General features: G+C 46.1%; 3 protein-coding genes. All 3 read right to left on the bottom strand.

Features of this window, described 5'->3' with window-relative positions:
• Positions 1 to 85: 85 nt before the first annotated feature.
• From KIK04_RS22550 to KIK04_RS22560, 3 genes are read right to left on the bottom strand one after another with little or no spacing between them, the layout of a single operon-like run.
• The gene (locus KIK04_RS22550) at positions 86 to 13,696 is read right to left on the bottom strand and encodes a non-ribosomal peptide synthetase (RefSeq protein WP_232275972.1); all 13,611 of its coding nucleotides are present in this window, start codon (positions 13,694 to 13,696) and stop codon (positions 86 to 88) included.
• Positions 13,689 to 16,163, bottom strand: a complete 2,475-nt coding sequence (locus tag KIK04_RS22555; RefSeq protein ID WP_232275973.1) for a non-ribosomal peptide synthetase — start codon at positions 16,161 to 16,163, stop codon at positions 13,689 to 13,691. Before KIK04_RS22555 ends, KIK04_RS22550 begins: the two co-directional genes overlap by 8 nt.
• Positions 16,164 to 16,179: 16 nt before the next feature.
• Positions 16,180 to 19,956, bottom strand: a complete 3,777-nt coding sequence (locus KIK04_RS22560; protein ID WP_232275975.1) for a condensation domain-containing protein — start codon at positions 19,954 to 19,956, stop codon at positions 16,180 to 16,182.
• Positions 19,957 to 19,968: the final 12 nt, after the last annotated feature.

Raw genomic sequence — 19,968 nt, forward strand, 5'->3', positions numbered from 1 at the left:
TCCTTCCCCATTGTAAGTTTAACAATCGTATACGGAGCCCACTCAGTAAGAGCGGAAACACCCAGCGGGGTGCTTCCGTCTTATCTTAAAGCTTGCTAATCATGTCTGAGATTTCATCAAGCTCGTCCAGCGTCAGATCGGAATCGCCAAAATCGCTAGGCGTAAATTGTTCCGATTGTTGCGTTAAACAATGCTCGATTAATTCATGCAAATAATAGGAATACCGTTCTACCATATGATGTGCTGCATCGCTATCTAATGCGTAAGGATCGTAACGGAAAGTAAGCTGGAATTGTCCTTCGCTTACGACACTGTTCCATTCCTCCAGATGGGTCATTTGATTTATCGGACTAATTAGATGCCCCATCGGCATCGTCGATGTTGATGGCTGACCCGTAGTGGGCGAATCGTCGAATTGACCTAAATAATTGAACACGACTTCCGGATGCCAATGGTCCAACTCGTGTGCATGCTCACTCATTCCCGCTAGATGCTTCAAAATTCCAAACCCTATCCCTTTGTTCGGTATGCTGCGAATCATCTCTTTGATACTGCGTAAAGCCTCGCCAAGATGTTGAATGTGCGTAGGCAACACAACAGGGAACATCGAAGTAAACCACCCAACCGTTCTTGTGATGTCTATATGTTCGATGATGTCTTCTCTTCCATGCCCTTCAAGGTGCACCACTACACCTTCCTTGTCACGTTCCGCATAAGTGAGCGCAAGTGCCGTGAGCAGCAGATCACTTATATCCGTATGGTAAGCACGATGAACTTCGGTAAGAAGCTTGCGTGTGACCGATTGTTCAATTTGAATACTGACCGTGTTGCTTTGTTCAATAGTGCATGGCCTTTTTCCCTTAAATGACAACTTTGAAGCCTGTTCATTTACCCTTTCCCAGTAAGGGATCTCACGGGCAAGCTGCTCATGTTTGGCAAAATGGACAAGCTCGTGGCTCCATGCCAAATAGGAATCTGTTTTGTCAGGTAATACGGGGCGATCTCCTGTCAAAATGGACTGATACACGTTCTGAAAATCTTCAAGCAAAATTCGCCACGACACACCATCAACGACTAAATGATGGATTGCCATGAGTAAGTGGTCGCCTTGATGTGTTTTAAAAAGGCCCAGTTTTACGAGCGCACCGTCTAGAACGATACGGGCTTGTAGCTCGGTTGCAACTTGTTCAATGTGTGCTGACGCTTGTTCTGCGTCACCGACCTCAAATATTTCCAGTGTGAAGTGCTCGCTTTCTTCCACGCTGAGATTAACCTGCCTTATCCATTCACCATCCTGAATAAATCGCATTCGAAGTGCATCATGATGTTCTACCAGTTTTGTAAATGCTTCATTCACGATAGCGGGGTCCCATCCTTGCTCGTTGTACACCATCATCGACTGATTCCAATGATGCGCTACTTCAAATGCTTGATCGAAAAACCAGCGCTGAATCGGTGTCAACGGTAGTTCTCCAGCAACGACGCGCTGCCGTTCTTTTTTATGACTCATATGTTCCATATACTGCGCGCATTCACCAACTGTCGGGTAGAGCATTAAATGCTTAACTTGCAGCTTTCGCTGGTGTTGGGCAAGCTTGGACACAATTTGAATGGATTTAATTGAATCTCCACCAAGCAAAAAGTAATTATCGTCGATGCCGATGCGCTCAAGTCCAAGCACTTCTGACCACACCTGTGCCAAAATACGCTCGTTCTCTGTAGTTGGAGCTATATATGTTTCCTGAGCCAGATGAACATCCGGTTCTGGCAATGCAAGACGATCCAACTTTCCGTTCCTAGTCAATGGAAGCTCGGTCATCGGAACGAAATATGAAGGAACCATATAATCCGGCAACGTTTCCTGAATATGCTTGCGTAATTCCTGTACGTTTAATGGACCCTGAACTACGATATAAGCGCACAGGTAGGAGCTCCCCTCACCTTTGCGAGCAATAACAGCAGCCTGCTGGACGGTAGGATGCGAAGTTAATCGTTCTTCGATTTCGACAGGCTCAATTCGGTAACCACGAATTTTCACCTGCTGGTCGATCCGCTCCACGAATTCCAAATTTCCGTTTGGCAACCAGCGGACTTTGTCACCCGTGCGATACATTCGTTCACCAGTTAAAAAGGGATCGCTTATAAATTTTTCTTCTGTAAGTGCAAGCTGGTTTAAATATTGCTTCGCCAAGCCCTCTCCGGCAATGAATAGCTCACCAGATATGCCAACAGGCAATAAATGGCCTTCCTCATCAAGCACATACGTCTTCGTATTATGAATAGGGCGTCCGATTGGCACGCTATTGAAAGATTTCAGATCTTTCTCCACATTATATGTCGTTGCAAAAACAGTCGTTTCTGTTGGCCCGTAGCCATTTGCAATTCGACGTTCACCCAAATAATCGACAGCTTTCAAAGCGTGGGCTTTGGAGACCGCTTCCCCCCCAATAAACAATCTGCGCACATGACGAAGGCACGTCACGTCATAATCTACGAGTGCATTAAAGAGCATGGATGTCATAAAAGCAGATGTAATCCGTGACTCTTCCAAGCTCTTCGCTAGTTCTGTTACGCTCAGAACATCGTCTTTTGCGATTAGAACAAGCGTGGCACCGTTTAACAGCGCACCAAAAATCTCGTAGGTCGATCCATCAAAGGCATAGTTGGACAGCTGAAGCACGCGATCTTGCTCTCCGAGTTCCATAAACCCGTTGTTTATGGACGTTTTTACAACGTTGCGATGCGACGTGACGACGCCTTTCGGTGTACCTGTAGATCCGGATGTATACATGATATACGCTGGGCATTCAGCTGCATCAAGCGTTAGCGTTTCAAAACTGCGTCGAAGAACCGCTTCATTGTCCGATTGATCATAATGTTCAGGTTGCTCACTCGGATCAGAATGTGTCACTTCTTGCAGCGGGACATGAATACCGTTAAATGTCGGGAATTCCATCTGACTCGACGAGACAAGTATGCGGGCTTCGCAATGGTCCAAAATAAACACGATGCGCTCTCGTGGAAAAGACGGATCGATTGGTACGTAAGCTCCACCAGCTTTCAAAATGCCCATGATGGCAATAATCATCTCGACGGATCGATCAGCTAACAGCCCCACAGGTTCACCGCGCTGGACGCCTATTTTTCGCAATCTACGGGCCATATGATTGGCTCGTTGAGTAAGTTCCTCATAAGTAATTGTCTGACCAGCGAATTGGATCGCTGGGTGATGCGGGCGATGTAACACTTGCTGGTCAAACAGCTGATCAATGGTCGCATCCCGCGGATAATCTGCATCGGTATCATTAAATTGGAACAAAATTTCGTGGCGTTCCTCTTCAGTAATTAACTCGATTTCGTTAAGGCTCATCTCGGGATGCAGCGCCATTTGCTGTAGTACATGCTCGTAATGTTTCGCCATCCGTTGCATTTGTGATGCCTCGTACAAATCTGTACTGTACTCGATTGTGATGCGAAGCGCATCCTCCGCTTCATCGACGACCCATGTCATATCAAACTTCGCGCTCTTGTTCTGCCAGCTTATTGGCTCGATGTCTAAATGAGGAAGCTGAATCGATACAGACTTCGCATCTTGCAGAACGAACATCGTGTCAAACAACGGATTACGGCTCGGATCTCGCGGTATACGAAGCTTTTCAATTAACTCATCAAGTGAATAATCTCCATGTTCATAGGCTTGCAGCGTTTCGTTGCGAACCTCTCTAATCCATTCCTGCACTTGTATATCACCTTGGAGCTTATGACGCAGCGCAAGTGTGTTAACAAACATGCCGACGACGGAAGTCGTTTCAATATGATTTCTGCCGGCAATCGGCATACCAATGACGATATCTTTTTCTCCGGTGTACTTTGAGAGCAACACGTTGTATGCACTAAGTAATACCATAAACAATGTGGCATCTGAACGTGCTGCAACCATTTTCAACGTCCGTCCTAATTGTTGATCTAACGCAAAGGAATACGTTTCACCATCAAAGCGGCGAATGGATGGGCGTCTACCCTCTGTCAGCACATTTAGTACTGGTCGTTCTGTCATGAACTTCTCATGCCAATACGATTCGCTGGTTCGTTTAGTCGCCTCCGCATGCTGCCAGACTGCATAATCTTTATATTGGATACGTAACGGTTCAAGTTGTTCGCCCTGATATCGTTTGAACAGCTCCTCAACTAAAATGCCGGTCGTTACACCATCGGATACGATGTGATGAATATCGATCATAAGCAAGTACTCCGACTCCGATATCGAATACAGTCCCGCTCTTATGAGCGGTGCTTCATTGAGATTAAACGGTCGCACAAAATAATCAAAGTAGGCCTGAACGGTTTCATCCTGATCAGCTTCATGGAGTGTCTGATCAGCCAACGGCATACATAATGGAGATACACGCTCAAGCTGCCAATCGACATCGTGCATCGAATGCACACGCTGTCTGATTTCGCCATCTACCATTAAAAATGACGTTCGCAGCGATTCATGCCGATGAATGAGATCAACAAACGCGAGTCGCAGACGTTCTTCATCCAGTTTGCCTATACATTTCAGTAACATTGGCATATTGTAGCTCGTTTTTGTTTCCTCAAATTGTTCGATTAAATAAAGCCTTTTTTGTGCCGAAGATACCGGATACGTGTCCTGTTCCTGCACACGTGGAATTGCAGCGTAGGTCTGAACACTGCTTTCTTCAATTAGACGGGCCATTTCCTGCAGCTTCGATGTATTAAACAGATCTGGCAGTGTAATCTTCACGCCCCAGCGCTCGTGTATGTTTGCAACTAACATCATCGCTTTCAGCGAATGCCCCCCGAGTTCGAAGAAATGATCATTTACGCCTACTTCTTTCACGTTAAGTAAGTCTTTCCATAGGCTTGCAAGCTCTCTTTCCACCGGGGTGGAAGGCGCAATATACGTTGATGACACCGTATGTCCCAATTCCGGTAAAGAATTGCGATCGACTTTTCCGTTTCGAGTAAGCGGAATGGACGGCATAACAACGAATACAGACGGGATCATATACTCAGGGAGTCGTTTCTTTAATGCTTTTCTCCACTCCGTAATAAGTTCTTCATCCCTTGTTATGTGCATCTCCTTGCTGTGAAGGACGTTGGGAACTACATATGCCCCCAACATGGAGTGTCCTTGCTCATCCCGACGTTCTACAACAATTGCTTCACTCACAGACGGCAAGGAACGAATAGCATCCTCAACCTCAGTAAGCTCAATCCGATTACCACGTATTTTTACTTGTTGATCCATACGCCCTAAATATTCCAGATTGCCATCCGCCATCCATCTGACAAGATCGCCTGTCCGGTATAACCTCTCACCTGCATGGAATGGATGTTCAATAAACCGTTCGGCGGTCAGCCCAGGCTGGTTTAAGTACGCATGTGCCAGTCCTTCTCCGCCAATATGCAGTTCACCTGGAACGCCCACTGGCTGTTGCTGCCCCCATCGATTCAGCACGTAAACGCGTGTGTTGTTAATCGGACGCCCAATTGGCACCGTACCTTTCTCTCGAATGCTTTCATCTACACTATAAGTTGCGGCAAACACTGTTGTCTCCGTAGGACCATACCCATTTGCGATTCGATCCGGCCCTAAGTAATCTAAAGCTTTCACGACGTGCTTCTTAGAGCCTGCTTCACCCCCGAAGAACAGCTTGCTTACGTGCTTTAGGCATGTCACGTCCCAATCCACGAGTGTGTTAAACAGCGCTGCGGTCATAAATGCAGATGTAATTCGCTGCTCCTCAAACATTCTTGCCAGCTCAACGACGTTCTGCAAATCCACTTTCCGAATAAGGACAAGTGTCGCGCCGTTTAACAATGCCCCGAAAATCTCATACGTCGATCCGTCAAACGCATAGTTAGACAGTTGCAGCATTCTGTCTGCTGGCTTAATCTCCATAAACCCGTTATTCACGCTAGTCTTGATAACATTCTGATGCGTGATAACTACACCTTTTGGCGTTCCCGTGGAGCCTGAAGTGTACATGATGTATGCCGGATCTGACGCTAATGCTGACAACTGCGTGGGCATTTTGACTGCTGCATCGTACAGGTGCGGTTCACCAAGTATCATGACGGAACCAGCGTAAGTAGGAATGGCATGGCCTTTTTCAGCTAACAGCAATTTGGCATTACTATCTTTTAGTACAAATGCCAACCGCTCTTCTGGAAAGCTTGGGTCCAGCGGAACGTAAGCGCCACCAGCCTTCAAGATTGCCAAAATCGCTACGATCATCTCCAAAGATGGTTGTGTTAACAAGCCGACAAATTCCCCACGCTGAATGCCTTTGCTTATAAGTAAAGAAGCTAAATGGTTCGCACGCTCATTCAATTCCCCATAAGACAGGGTTTGATCCCCAAAGCACACCGCTGGATGCTCAGGTTGTTCCATCGCCTTCTCTTCAAATCGTGCCGAAACTGTCTGCTCACGCGGATAATCGGCTGATGTATCGTTCCATGCGGCTAGTAAGTTACGCTCTTTAGAACTGAGCAGCTCTATATCACACAGCCTTGTTTCCGCATCTCGGACAAATTGATCGATCAATTGTTCAAAATGACCAGCCATTCGCTCAATTGTATCCTCGTTCCATAAATCGGTCCGATATTCAATTTCAGCTACAAGTTGTGTTTCTTCCTCGTGCCAAGCCCATGTCATATCAAACTTAGCTTGTCTTCCCTGCCACGTACGTGGGCTAAAGGTAATTTCCTGAATCGTCCTCGCCGTAAGTGACATATCCTGTAGGACAAACAGCGTATCAAACAGCGGATTCCTACTTGCATCAAACGGAATATGCAATTTCTCCACAAGCTCGCTCAAGGGGTACGATCCGTGCTCGTACGCAGACAGCATGTACGCCTTGATGTCGGCCATATATTCGTGAACTTGCAGCCCAGCTTTAGGTGCGAGACGAAGGGCCAACGTGTTAACAAACATCCCCATTGTGGATTGGATGTCTGCGTGATCGCGTCCGGCCACTGGAGTACCGATTATAACCTGCTCTTCGCCTGTATATTTGGAAATAAGAGAACCGTATATCGATAACAGCAGCATAAACAGCGTAACATCGTGGGCTGCTGCCATTTGTTTTAATTGTTCGACCCGCTTTTCATGAAGCGTAAGCTTGTACGTTTTTCCCACATCATTTCGTATAGCTGGACGTGATCGATCAAAAGGAAGCTCTGCCGCACTGTTGAAATCTGCAAATTGACCCAGCCAATACGCCTCGTGCGCTGCATAGTTTGTATGTTCTCGTTGTTGCTGTTCCCACACGGAATAATCCTTGAACTGGATTGGATTAGGAACAAGCGAAGCTCCATCATACAAGCGAATAAGTTCATCATAAAGCAGGCTCATGGACACCCCATCAAAAACAATGTGATGTATATCCACCACTAAAAAGGATTGGCTCGAACTTATTTTTAATAGCCCCACCCGTAGAAGTGGTGCCTGCGTCAAGTCAAACGGACGAACGAAATTGTCCATCCAACTCGATAAAAAGTCTACATTATCCTTTGCCGCCGCCAAATGAGGCGGAGTTGTAAATGTGGAGTCATCTATGCTTGATACATCCTGACTCGTCATTTCCCAACGAACGTTTTCCAGCGTCTGCACCCGCTGCACTAGCTCGCCTGACTCCATATGAAATGAAGTTCTTAACGCTTCATGAGCCGCAATAATCTGATTGAATGCAGCTTCAATTCGTTCAACATCGAGTGATCCCGACAATTCAAATAAAATGGGCATGTTATAGCTCGTGTTATTACTGTCTAGCTGTTGCGTGTAATATATTTGCTTCTGGATGGAGGTCACAGGATACGTGTCCTGGACAGGAGCAACTTTAATCGCTTGGTACACCTGATGACCGGCACGTTGAATCCAATCCGCCATCTCTTCCAGTGTTGGCTTGTTAAAGACATCCTGAAAGGTCAGTTTGACGTTAAACGTTTGATGAACTTTACCGAGAAGTAACATCGCAGTGAGAGAATGTCCACCTAACTCGAAGAAATGGTCATGGATACCAATCCTTGTGATCTCCAGCACATCTTCCCAGATTTGAATCAATCGCTCTTCGGTCACATTAGTCGCTGGTGCATGTTGATCTTTACGTTGAGGTGTTGGCTTTGGCAGTGCTCTGCGGTCCACTTTTCCGTTACTTGTCAACGGGATCGTTTCAAGCAGAAGAAAAATAGTAGGAACCATATAGTCTGGCAACTTTCCTCGCAGCTCTTTCTTCCATTGACTAATGAGTTCTGAAGCTTCATCAGAACGATTCGACGAAATTTCATTCGAGTTAGGCACAATGTATGCGAACAGATACGAATATCCTTGATTGTCCTTGTCAGCAATTACGACTGCCTTCTTAATATCAGGGAGCTGTTGAAGTTGTGCTTCTACCTCACTAATTTCGATACGGTTTCCTCTTATTTTCACCTGATGATCCAGCCGCTCGATAAATTCGAGATTGCCATCAGGAAGCCAACGTACGAGGTCACCGGTTCTGTACATCTGTTCACTTGGACAATAAGGATCTTGGAGAAACTTTTCAGAAGAAAGTTCCGCCTGACCTAAATAGGCTCGAGCAACCCCTTCGCCCCCAATAAATAGCTCGCCCGGAATGCCGACGGGCTGCCGCTGTCCCCACCGATTCAGCACATAAACGCGTGTGTTGTTAATCGGACGCCCGATAGGCACCGAGCTTTGCGCTCTAATGCTCTCATCTACGGAATAAGTCGCGGCAAACACCGTCGTCTCTGTCGGCCCGTATCCATTCGCGATTCGATTCGGGCCTAAGTAATCTAAAGCCTTTATGACGTGCTTCTTAGAGCCTGCTTCACCCCCGAAGAATAGCTTGCTTACGTGCTTCAGGCATGTCACATCCCAGTCCACGAGCGTATTAAACAGTGCTGCGGTCATAAATGCAGATGTGATGCGCTGCTCTTCGAACACGTTTGCCAGCTCAGTGGTGCTCAACAAGTCCTCTTTACGAATGAGTACGAGTGCAGCACCGTTCAATAGTGCGCCGAAAATTTCATATGTCGATCCGTCAAATGCGTAATTGGACAGTTGCAGCATTCTGTCTGTTGACCTGACTTCCATGAAGCCATTGTTCATGCTGGTCTTCACAACGTTTCGGTGAGTAGTCACAACTCCCTTAGGTAATCCGGTCGATCCCGATGTGTACATGATATAAATGGGATCTTCGGGAGTTGGTCGCTTAATCATGCCGTCAGTCGAAGGCTCCAAATGATATGCCGATTCGTCTGTCCATAATCTCTCGGCAAATTGAATGACTTCTCCATCGTATCCATGCAAGTAATGCTTTTCAGATGTGATGAGCCATTTAGCTTCGCTGTTGCCCAGCATAAATATAAGTCGTTCTTCTGGAAAGCTTGGATCAAGCGGCACGTAGACCCCACCTGCTTTTATAACACCAAATATCGCTACAATCATCTCAATGGAGCGGTCCATAAGGATGCCGACAGACGCTCCGGCCACTACACCTTTCCTCACGAGATACCGGGCAAATCGGTTCGCAGATTCATCTAGGCCTTGATACGTAAGCTTGCTGCCGTCCATGATGACGGCATCTGCTTCACCGTTCAATCGAGCTTGATGTTCGAAAAGTTGCACGACCGACGAATCGCGCGGGTAGTTCGCTTCTGTATCGTTCCAAGCATTGAGCTGCCGGAGTTCTGCCTCTGTTGTCAGTTCCAACGCGCCGAGTAGTAGATGAGGTGCTTCTACTATTTGCGTCAGGACATGATGATAATGTTCTATCATTCTTTGAATCGACTCCGGCTTCCACAAGTCGTTGCGATATTCGACGGCTATCTGCATATTGCCAGCGGATAACGTACACACCCACGTCAGATCAAACTTTGAAGTACCATGGTCCCATTCTGTATAGCTGACTTGAAGCTCTGGCAAGTGAACGCGGTCAGTTCCTGCCTCCTGCACCACAAACATCGTGTCAAACAACGGTTGACGGCTTGAATCAAATGGACGTGATAAATGGTTCAACAGCTCTTGCAGCGGATAAGTACCATGCTCATACGCCGATAAAGTCCGCTTGCGTACATCATCTAAATATTCGCTAACCGTCAACCCCGCTAAAGGCTTGCCTCGGAGCGCGAGTGTATTCGCAAACATTCCGACTATTGGGTCATCTTGCAGCAAACCTCTACATGTAAATGGTGTACCGACAACGATTTCTTCTTCTCCCGTATATTTTGAGAGTAGAACTTGATACGCCGCCATCATAATCATGAACACCGTTTCGTGTCTCTTAGCAGCGGTAGAGATCAGCTTTGCAACAAGGGAAGCATCCATGCTCACCATGCTCCGGCTGCCTGTGAAGCTGCGGACGGCAGAGCGTGGGAAGTCGGTTGGAAGCTCTAGTATGGGTACCATCTGCTCAAATTGTGCCAGCCAGTACGTTTCATTTTTTTCAACATCCTCTCGCCCATGCTGTTGCTCCCAGACCGCATAATCCTTGTACTGTATACGAAGTGGAGGAAGCTCATGTTCTTGATATAGGCTTATGAGTTCATTGAACAAAATTTGGGTTGACGTACCGTCCGACACGATATGATGGACATCTATAAAAAGAGTGTGACGCTCCTCTGCAAACGTAAGCAGCCCCGCCCGGATAAGTGGTGCCTCACCGAGTTGGAATGGCTTAATAAATGATTTCGCGTATGCGTTTAGAGCTGCACCCTCATCCTGCACATCGGTAACGTTCTCCCTCTGGTATGAAAAAAGAGGCAAACTATTCATATCATAAACCCGCTGTCTTAACTCGCCATCTACCATTTCAAACGAGCTTCTCAGCGCTTCATGTCTTTGAATAAGTGAACGAATAGCTGTCTGTAATCGAACTTCGTCAAGCTTGCCATGCAGTTCAAACATCAACGGCATATTATAGTTTGTACCTGCATTTTCGAAATGTTGAACGATATACATTCGTTTCTGGATAGACGATGCAGGGTACGTCTCCTGAATAGGTGCTGGCACAATTCTCGCTTCGTACTCCTGTGGCTGTAACTTCATCATCCCGCTCGCTAATTCTCGAATAGTCGGCATCGTAAAAACGTCCTGTAACGATAGCTTTACGCCCGTTTCTTTCTGAATTTTCGCCACGAGCAGCATGGATTTAAGTGAATTCCCCCCTATTTCAAAGAAATGATGTTCTGTGCCCACACTTTGGATGTCTAAAATATCTTCCCATAGTCTAACTAACATCTCCTCTGTCGTATTGGAAGGAGCTTTATAATTTATGTCCTGCACTTGGGTAGGTTGCGGTAATGCCTTACGATCCAGCTTGCCATTTAGCGTCAGCGGAAAGGAAGTCAACGTGACAAAAGCGCTCGGCACCATATACTCAGGCAGCGATTGCCGGAGTGCTTTTTTCCACTCGGAAATCGGTGGTAGTATACAAGACTGTGCAGGGACGATATAGGCACATAAATAAGAATGCTGCTGCTCATCCTGCGCCACAATGACTACGGCTTCTTGTATCGAACTTATCTCAAGCAGCCTGCCCTCAATTTCGCCAAGCTCTATGCGATTCCCACGAATCTTCACTTGTTGATCGATTCTTCCGAAATACTCCAGATTACCATTTGGCAGCCATCGTACCAAATCTCCCGTGCGGTACATGCGGCCATTTTGCTCAACAGGATGTCGTACATAACGTTCCTTAGTTAACTCCGGCATACCTAGATACCCTTGTGAGAGCCCTTCTCCTGCAATGTAAAGCTCTCCTGGAACTCCAATAGGCTGTAGATGACCTCTTTGGCTTAGTACGTATGCTCTCGTGTTATGAATGGGGCGACCGATCGGAACACTGCTATACTTGCGAACACTCTCATTGACCAGATAGGTTGCCGCAAATACTGTCGTTTCTGTCGGGCCATATCCATTGGCGATCCGGTTCTCACCTAAATAATCCAACGCTTTAAGCACATGCTTCATAGAAGCCGCCTCACCGCCAAAGAACAACCTCCGTACATGCTTAAGACTGCTAATGTCCCACTCCACAACCATGTTGAACAAAGCTGCCGTCATAAAAGCAGACGTTATCCGCTGCCGTTCCAACGTTTTTGTCAGTTCAGAAACATTGAGCATATCTTTTTTCGCAATAAGGACAAGGGTCGCCCCGTTCAGCAATGCGCCGAAAATTTCGTAAGTTGACCCGTCAAACGCATAGTTGGACAGTTGGAGCATGCGATCCGCTTCTGAAATCTCAACGAAGCCGTTATTGATTACCGTTTTAATAATGTTACGGTGGGTAGTCATAACTCCTTTCGGCTTACCAGTCGAGCCAGAGGTGTACATTACATAAGCTATATCATCAGGTGAAGGATAAAAAGCTTGACATACTTGTAATGAAGAATGAGAGGTGGCTTGACCTTCCTCCATTTCCTCCCGAATTGGCTGCTCGTACAAAGACAAAGACACGACCTTGCCTTCATAACCGGTAACGGACAGTCCCTTTGTCGTAATTAACCAGCGAGCGCCGCTGTCGGCAAGCATGTCCCTCATCCGATCTGCTGGGAACTCGGGGTCCAGTGGCACATATGCACATCCAAGCTTCAAAATAGCAAGGATCGCTACAATCATGTCAAAAGACCGATCCGCAATTAAGCCAACATGCTGACCAGAGGTGATTCCTAGCTCCATAAGCTCAAACGCAAAAATATTCACACGTCTATCAAGCTCTTGATACGTAAGCTCGCATTGACTGCTGACGAGAGCCGGTGCGTTAGGACGCTTCATAACTTGTAAATCAAACAAACTTGCTATCGTTGCAGCCGAAGGATATTCCGCAAATGTGTCGTTAAATGAACGGAGTAACTCCGCCTCCTCGGCAGTCATTACCTCAGCTTTGTCGATCGCGTGTTCAGGCTTGTCTGCGATGAGATGAAGCACACGGACGTATACTTCTAACAATCGATCAGTGAAATCCTTCTCATACGAGGACACCATTTTGACTGACAATTGTCCAAGCGTTACTGAGACGCTGAAATCAAGCATCGTATTCGTTCGTTCAAAGCTGTATGGCATAAATTCAAACAGACCTTGCTCGACGGATTCATACACATGGAAGTCGATAAAATTAAAGGCAACGTCAAACAGCGGATTAGCACGGTTGCTTTGCTCCCCTATTGCTTTTAATATTTGGACAAGCGACATTCTGCCATAACGTTTCAGATCAGTCTGCTTGCGATTGACCGCTTGCGTTAAATCTCCCCAACGCATGGCTGACTCAAAAACGGTGCGCATTGGCACTGTATTCAGAAAGCAGCCCAGTATACGTGCGCCGTCATTACTAAGGGGGCGCCCATTTTCGACAAGCCCAATTAAAATATCTTCCTCATAGGAATGCATATAAAGGGTACTTATGAATGCTGCCAAGCATAAGGATTTAATAGATACTCGTTGCTGCTTGGCTGCTTTTTTCAAGCTTGCATACAGCAACGGTGACAGTGAGTTTACGCTTGTATTTGGCATTTCATCTAAAGTGAGCGCAGGCGGATCAGGAAATGCGAATTTTTTATAGTCGAGCAGTTCTTCTCGCCAATAATTACTTATTTCCTCATTCCTAGAAATACATAGTTGTTCAATAACATAGTCTTTATACGTTGTGTTTAATGAACTAAGCACTGATTTCTCCTCCCCTGAGCGCTCCATAGAGGTTTAGCAACTCTGACATAAATACAGCCACGCTCCAACCGTCCAAAATAGCATGATGAAAAATCCAGCATACGTATTTCTCATTTGCCGACGTAAACAACACCATCCGCCACAATGGCGCTTCGTGAATAGGAAAGGGATGGGCTCGATCCTGTTCCATATATGCCGTTATCTCATTTTTTATTTGTTCGGGAGTGCCTGAACGCAACTCCACTTCTACAATAGGGATATTTATTTGCTTGCAAACGTACTGAACAGGTATTGGAAAATCACCAATATTGAATCCAGTCCTCAGCATAGGGTGCTTTTTAACTAATTCCGTCATTACCACCTGCAGACTTGTCACATTCATCCTATTATCATTAATTCGATAAACGAACTGGTCATGGTACACTCCAGCACCTTCATGCTTCATGTAATGGAATACCATACCTTGCTGTATATCGCTCATTGGAAATAGATCTTCTACAGCTGCTGGAAGGAACGAACGGTACGCGGGGTTGGATAACCATTCCAGCTGCATCTGTTGAAGCTCTGCTTCGACTTCCTCTCGTGTGTTATCTATGGAGTCATATGTAACGCTCTGCTCAATTAATCCCTTAATCGTCGGGTGCTTATACAGATCCACGATCTGAATATTCATGGCAAGTTCCTTATTCATCCGGCTAATAAGTTCAATAACTCGAATGGAATCACCGCCATAATCGAAATAATTACTCGTCACACCGATGTTCGGATTGTGAAGCGATTCCTTCCAGATGTTAAGCATTTGCCATTGCAGTTCTGTTTCGGGCGCGACCAATTTCACGCCCTCAGCCGGTATTGCGTATTGAACTGGTGAAGGAAGAGCTGTTACATCCACCTTGTTATTTCGTGTTGTAGGTATGCTCTGCAGCGGAATAAAATGTGCTGGCAGCATGTACTGTGGCAAATGCTGCAACAGTTGGGTCCGCAATTCAGCTGTTTGATACGGTCGATCAGACACATAATACGCACACAACGTATCTTCGTCTGCTGCGTCCTTTTTGACGACAGCAACCGCTTCATGAATTCCTTCACAGCCGAGGAGTCTAAACTCGATCTCCCCCAATTCGATCCGATATCCCCTGATTTTCACTTGGTGATCCATTCTCCCCAAGTATTCCAACTCACCATTAGATAGCCAGCGAGCCAGATCACCTGTCCGATACAATCGTTTCCCCGGTTCAAACGGATGAGGGATAAATCGCTCGCTCGTCAGTTCAGGTCGATTGACGTAACCTCGCGCAACGCCTTCACCACCAACGTAGATTTCCCCCTCAACGCCAATCGGGTTTAGCTCACGCTGCTCATCTAGAATGTATATTTGCAGTGTCGGAATCGGTTTACCGATATTGCTTGTCCTTAATTGGATTTCTTCAAAGCCTATTTCTTTATAAGTCACATGAACTGTCGTTTCGGTTATCCCATACATATTAATTAACTTTGTATTCGGGTATTTCTTTTTCCAGCTTAACAGTTGAATCGGCAGCAGAGCCTCGCCTCCGAAAATGACGTTGCGAACTTGCAAGTCTACAGGCATGTCCAGTTGCTCCTCAAGCTTTGCAAGCTGATAAAAGGCTGTTGGCGTCTGGTTTAATACCGTTACTTGTTCTTCGCGCAGCAGAGCAAGGAAACGTTCTGGTTCCCTCGCGATCGATTGAGGAACAATGACTAACTTACCGCCGTATAACAACGCACCGTACATTTCCCAAACTGAAAAATCGAAACAAAACGAATGGAAAAGTGTCCAAACATCATTTTCATTAAAGTCAAATAAATTACGATCATTGAACAGTAATCTGACAACGTTACGATGCTCGATCATAACTCCCTTCGGTTTCCCCGTGGAGCCTGATGTATAAATCACATAAGCCAAATCTTCAGGCTTGTTTACGGGATCAAGATTGTGTATACAGGTAGCGTTAGGCATCGTCGAGTTTACATGTTCCGCATCCGACGATGCGTGCATTTCGATCATGTCGAGCGATAACACTTGAACAGTCGTATGTTGTGGGATCAGCGAAGTTTCTTCTACGATGCATAGTACCGTTCCGCTATCTTCGAGCATATATCCGATACGATCCACAGGATACTCGGGATCAATTGGCATATAGGCTCCGCCTGCTTTTAGTACGGCCAGGATACTAATGACCATCTCTGCTGATCGTGAGCATAGCACACCAATAATTTGGTTCGGCATGACGCCTTTCTCACGTAGCACCTTTGCCAGCATATTTGCCCGTTCGTTCAATTCTCTATATGTAAGAGTCTTATTTAGGCAGGACAAAGCGACACGATTAGGAAATACATCTGCTTGCTGCTCAAATAGTTGCTGAAGTGTTGCTTCCCGTGGAAAAGACGCTTCCGTATCGTTAAATTCATGCAGCAACCTTCGTCTCTCTACTTCCGGCATCATGTTCAGGCTCGAAAGTTTAATGTTCAACAACCCCTTCCAGTATCGTTGTGTAAAAGTTAAGCAATCGTTCGATGGTCTCTTTTTTGTACAGATCGGTGTTATATTCCATTCGGAGCCTTAATGTGTCCGCTTCCTCGTATACGTGTAAAATGAGGTCAAACTTGGCCGTATCCCCAGCTTCAATTTCGAGGCGTACGGAAGCATCAGTAAACTGATAGTTGTGCGTAAACTCATTTTGGTACGTAAACATAACTTGAAACCCAGGGGTATACCCTGCTTTCCCACGGTCAGAAAGGAGCGGTAACACCATCTCGAAGGGCACCTCCTGATGCTGGTAAGCGCCTACAGCAGAAGTCTTGACTTGCTCAAGCAAATCATTAAAAGTCATTTCGTCATCAAATTCGATGCGTAGGACGACGGTATTGGCAACAAAGCCGATTAATTTCTCCAATTCAGGACGAGTTCTATTTGCCATCACGGTCCCGATCGGAACGGACGACTGCTTCGAGAAGCGATGAATGAGATAAGCGTATACTGCAAACATCAGCATAAACAGCGTAATTCCTGACCGATTCGCCTTAGCCCGAGCAAGCGAAGCAAGACTCGAACTTACTGTTAGGTCGATGGTATCCCCTTTATAGGACCTTACTTCAGGTCGAACAAAATCAGGTGGTACCTGAATTGTCGGTAATGGCCCGTTAAGTAATTGTCTCCAGTAATCAGTCTGCGCCCATAATGAAGACGAGTGATCCTGTTCCCTTTCAGACTGCCAATAAACATAATTGGAATATGACACAGGCAGCGCTGTAAGATGAGGTCTCTCCCCTTGCAGGCTTTTTCCGTACAGATCCATTAATTCATTCGTGAATACTTCCACAGACCAACCGTCAGACATGATATGGTGCATAGAAATGACCAATCGATGCTCATTCTCCCCGCACGTAAGCAATAGAAGGCGTAAGCATGGCTCCTGCAAAAGGTCGAATCGGTGGTTCGCTTCTTGACGAACCAACTCGCTCTCTCGATCCCTTCTTCGTTCCCCCTCCATTAGACTAAGATCCATATGACGAATATACGGAGAATAGGGTGGTTCAACATACTGAAAGGGTTCGCTATACTGCATACCAAAACGAATACGCAATCCTTCATGACGTTCAATTAGTATTCGCATGAGTTCTGTTAAATGTTCTCGATCACAAGCTCCTTGAAAGCGTAGCGTAAACGTGTTCGTATAAAATGCGCTGTTTGGTTCAATCATGTGTAAAATCCATTGGCTTTTTTGCTTGATCGTCAGTGGCATGCGACTTTGGTCACGGCTGTGTGTTGGGATGTGTGAACTGCTACTATTTTGCTTTGCAAGAATCATTTCCTGAAGTAGTCCTTGGATCGTAGGTTGTTTAAAAAACTGATGTGGGGTAACCATGATGTTGTAATTTGAAATAAGCATGGTAAGTAGCTTTGTCATTTTAAGAGAGTCGCCGCCCAGCTGAAAAAAATCATGGTTACGAGTGATCACAGGACGTTTGAGCAATTTTTCAAAACTATTCGTTAAAAAGCGCAATTCTTCTTCATAATCCTCTTCCATGTGTTCACTTATGGAATGGCGTCTACATACTTCGATATGTCCGTAATTCTCGTGCTGTGTACTTAAATAATCTCGTATCTTGATATAAAGAGCAGCATCGCTAAGATCATCACATTCGGACGAGTAATAGACTACAACAATCTCCTGATGCTTCATTTCCGTCGCGACTACTTCTGCCCCATGTATCGTTTCACTTAATAATGCTTGTGACTCTACAGTCGAAGCGACTGCAGCGTGTGCAAATAGCTCGTCGCGCTGGAAGCGGTTCCGTAGCAGATCATCTACAGTGGCCAAAATCGTGTCGTATTGGCCATCCAGCAAGTTGTGTACCAGTTGAAGCCGCTGAATTTTCCCTGTTGGTGTGCGAGGGAAATTCGCCTTACTGACCGGTACAATGTAACAGGGATTCACTCCGAATTGTCGGGATACTAATCCCCTCAGCTCTTGAATGAGTAGCAATGTCAGCATGATATCGTCATCCAAAGGAGAAAAAAACAATAGGAGCCGATCATTCCCATCCTCGCCACCTGAAATACCTGCCGCAGCGGCAAAATTAGGGTCTATTCCGTATGCTTGCGACATTACAGACTCAACTTCAAAGTTGTACACGTTCTTGGCATTCATAATGAGAACATCTTTTGCTCGACCTGTCAGCGTAAGCCGTCCATCGTAAACAAAGCCGAGATCGCCTGTTTCGAACCATCCATCCTCCGTAAAAGCAGCAGAAGTAGCAGCTTCATGGTTATAGTAACCGTCGATAATGGTATCTCCCTTGAGCTGCACTTTCCCTACACAAGCCTCCGGTAGAGCTTTGTCCATGTCGTCGACAATGCGCAAATCTACTCCTGGCATGACCCGTCCTATTTCAGCAAAGGCAACAGCCTCACTTGAATCATCGGGTCCGGCAAACCTCAGTTCATCGTTCAGGGACGATTGCCATATATGCTGGACTCCACTTTCCTCGTGTGCATCGAACTCCCTGTTGAAGCAAAGGCTGCCTGAAAATTCAGTCATACCATAGGCGGGAACGATACACTTCGATGAAAGACCAGATGAAGATAGCGTCTGTAAAAAGGTTTTGGCTGTCCGAACCGAAATCGGCTGGCCCACATTTAGAATTGTCCTCACAGAGCTCAAATCCCAGCTACTTGATTCTATTTCTGCACTTAATTGATTAATCTGGGCAAACGCAAAGTTAGGTGCCCACGTAAAAGTGACACGATAAGCTTCGATATCTTGTAACCACGAGCACGGCGTGGTCAAAAAATGCTCTACAGGGCGGAGTACCTGTTCGCATCCAAGCACAACACCAAGAACATGGTTCGTTAGTAAGCCTCCAGCGTGGTAGAGCGGCATCCAGTTTAAAGTAACTTCATGTTGTGTCAGCTCCAGGCAACGCTGAATGCCGAAAATATTGGCTAGAACGTGCGTATGATTATAGCGCACGCACTTGGGCATGCCTGTCGTTCCGGACGTAAAAAGGAACAATGCCCCGTCCTCAGGATTTGCGGTATGACGATGATCTGCCGCACGTTGTCCAAGCAGCACTTCCGCACCTACAATTCGCTGTTCACCATTTGTCTGCTCGGTCGCAACATCTTCTAACTTGCAGTCCGTTACGATTAGTGGGCGATTAAGAAACTCCCACACCTGCTCAACCTTTTTTCGCTCGGCATGATTTGGTTGTTGGTTTAGTGCCAGCTTTAATGGTGCTGGCAAAAATCCTCCGAAAATGCAAGCCCAGAAGAGGCTTATAAAATAATCAATACGTTCGACCTGTATTAGTACCGCATCGCCCGGCTTTAATCCGAGCTGGATTAAACCGTGTAAGATGCGCGCTGCCTGCTGATCTAACTCCGTGTAGCTAAGCGAGCTGTCTGTACCATCTTTGAGACTGAAGTGCAACTTTTTGTGCCCATCTTTTTGCAACGTCCTGCTAAAAGCATCGATAAGTGTCCTCGGTTCGTTATCTGCCCACACGAGGGGCGGACCGATTAAGCGAGCTTCCTTTACGCCGTGTTGTGCAGAGCGTCGAGGTGAGCTTCGGTAGTTCGTATATTGAAAGTGCTGCTGTTGATTCAGAATGGCCGATGCGTCGGGTCTGGAAGGAACATCTGCTGACACATGTTGTATGTGCATCTCGACACGAACATCCTTAATGGGGTGCACGCTTTTAATGTATTGTTCAAGTTGGGATTGTATAGTCATGCGGAATACTTC

It is taken from the genome of Paenibacillus sp. 481 (assembly GCF_021223605.1).
In the GTDB taxonomy this organism is placed as follows: domain Bacteria; phylum Bacillota; class Bacilli; order Paenibacillales; family Paenibacillaceae; genus Paenibacillus_B.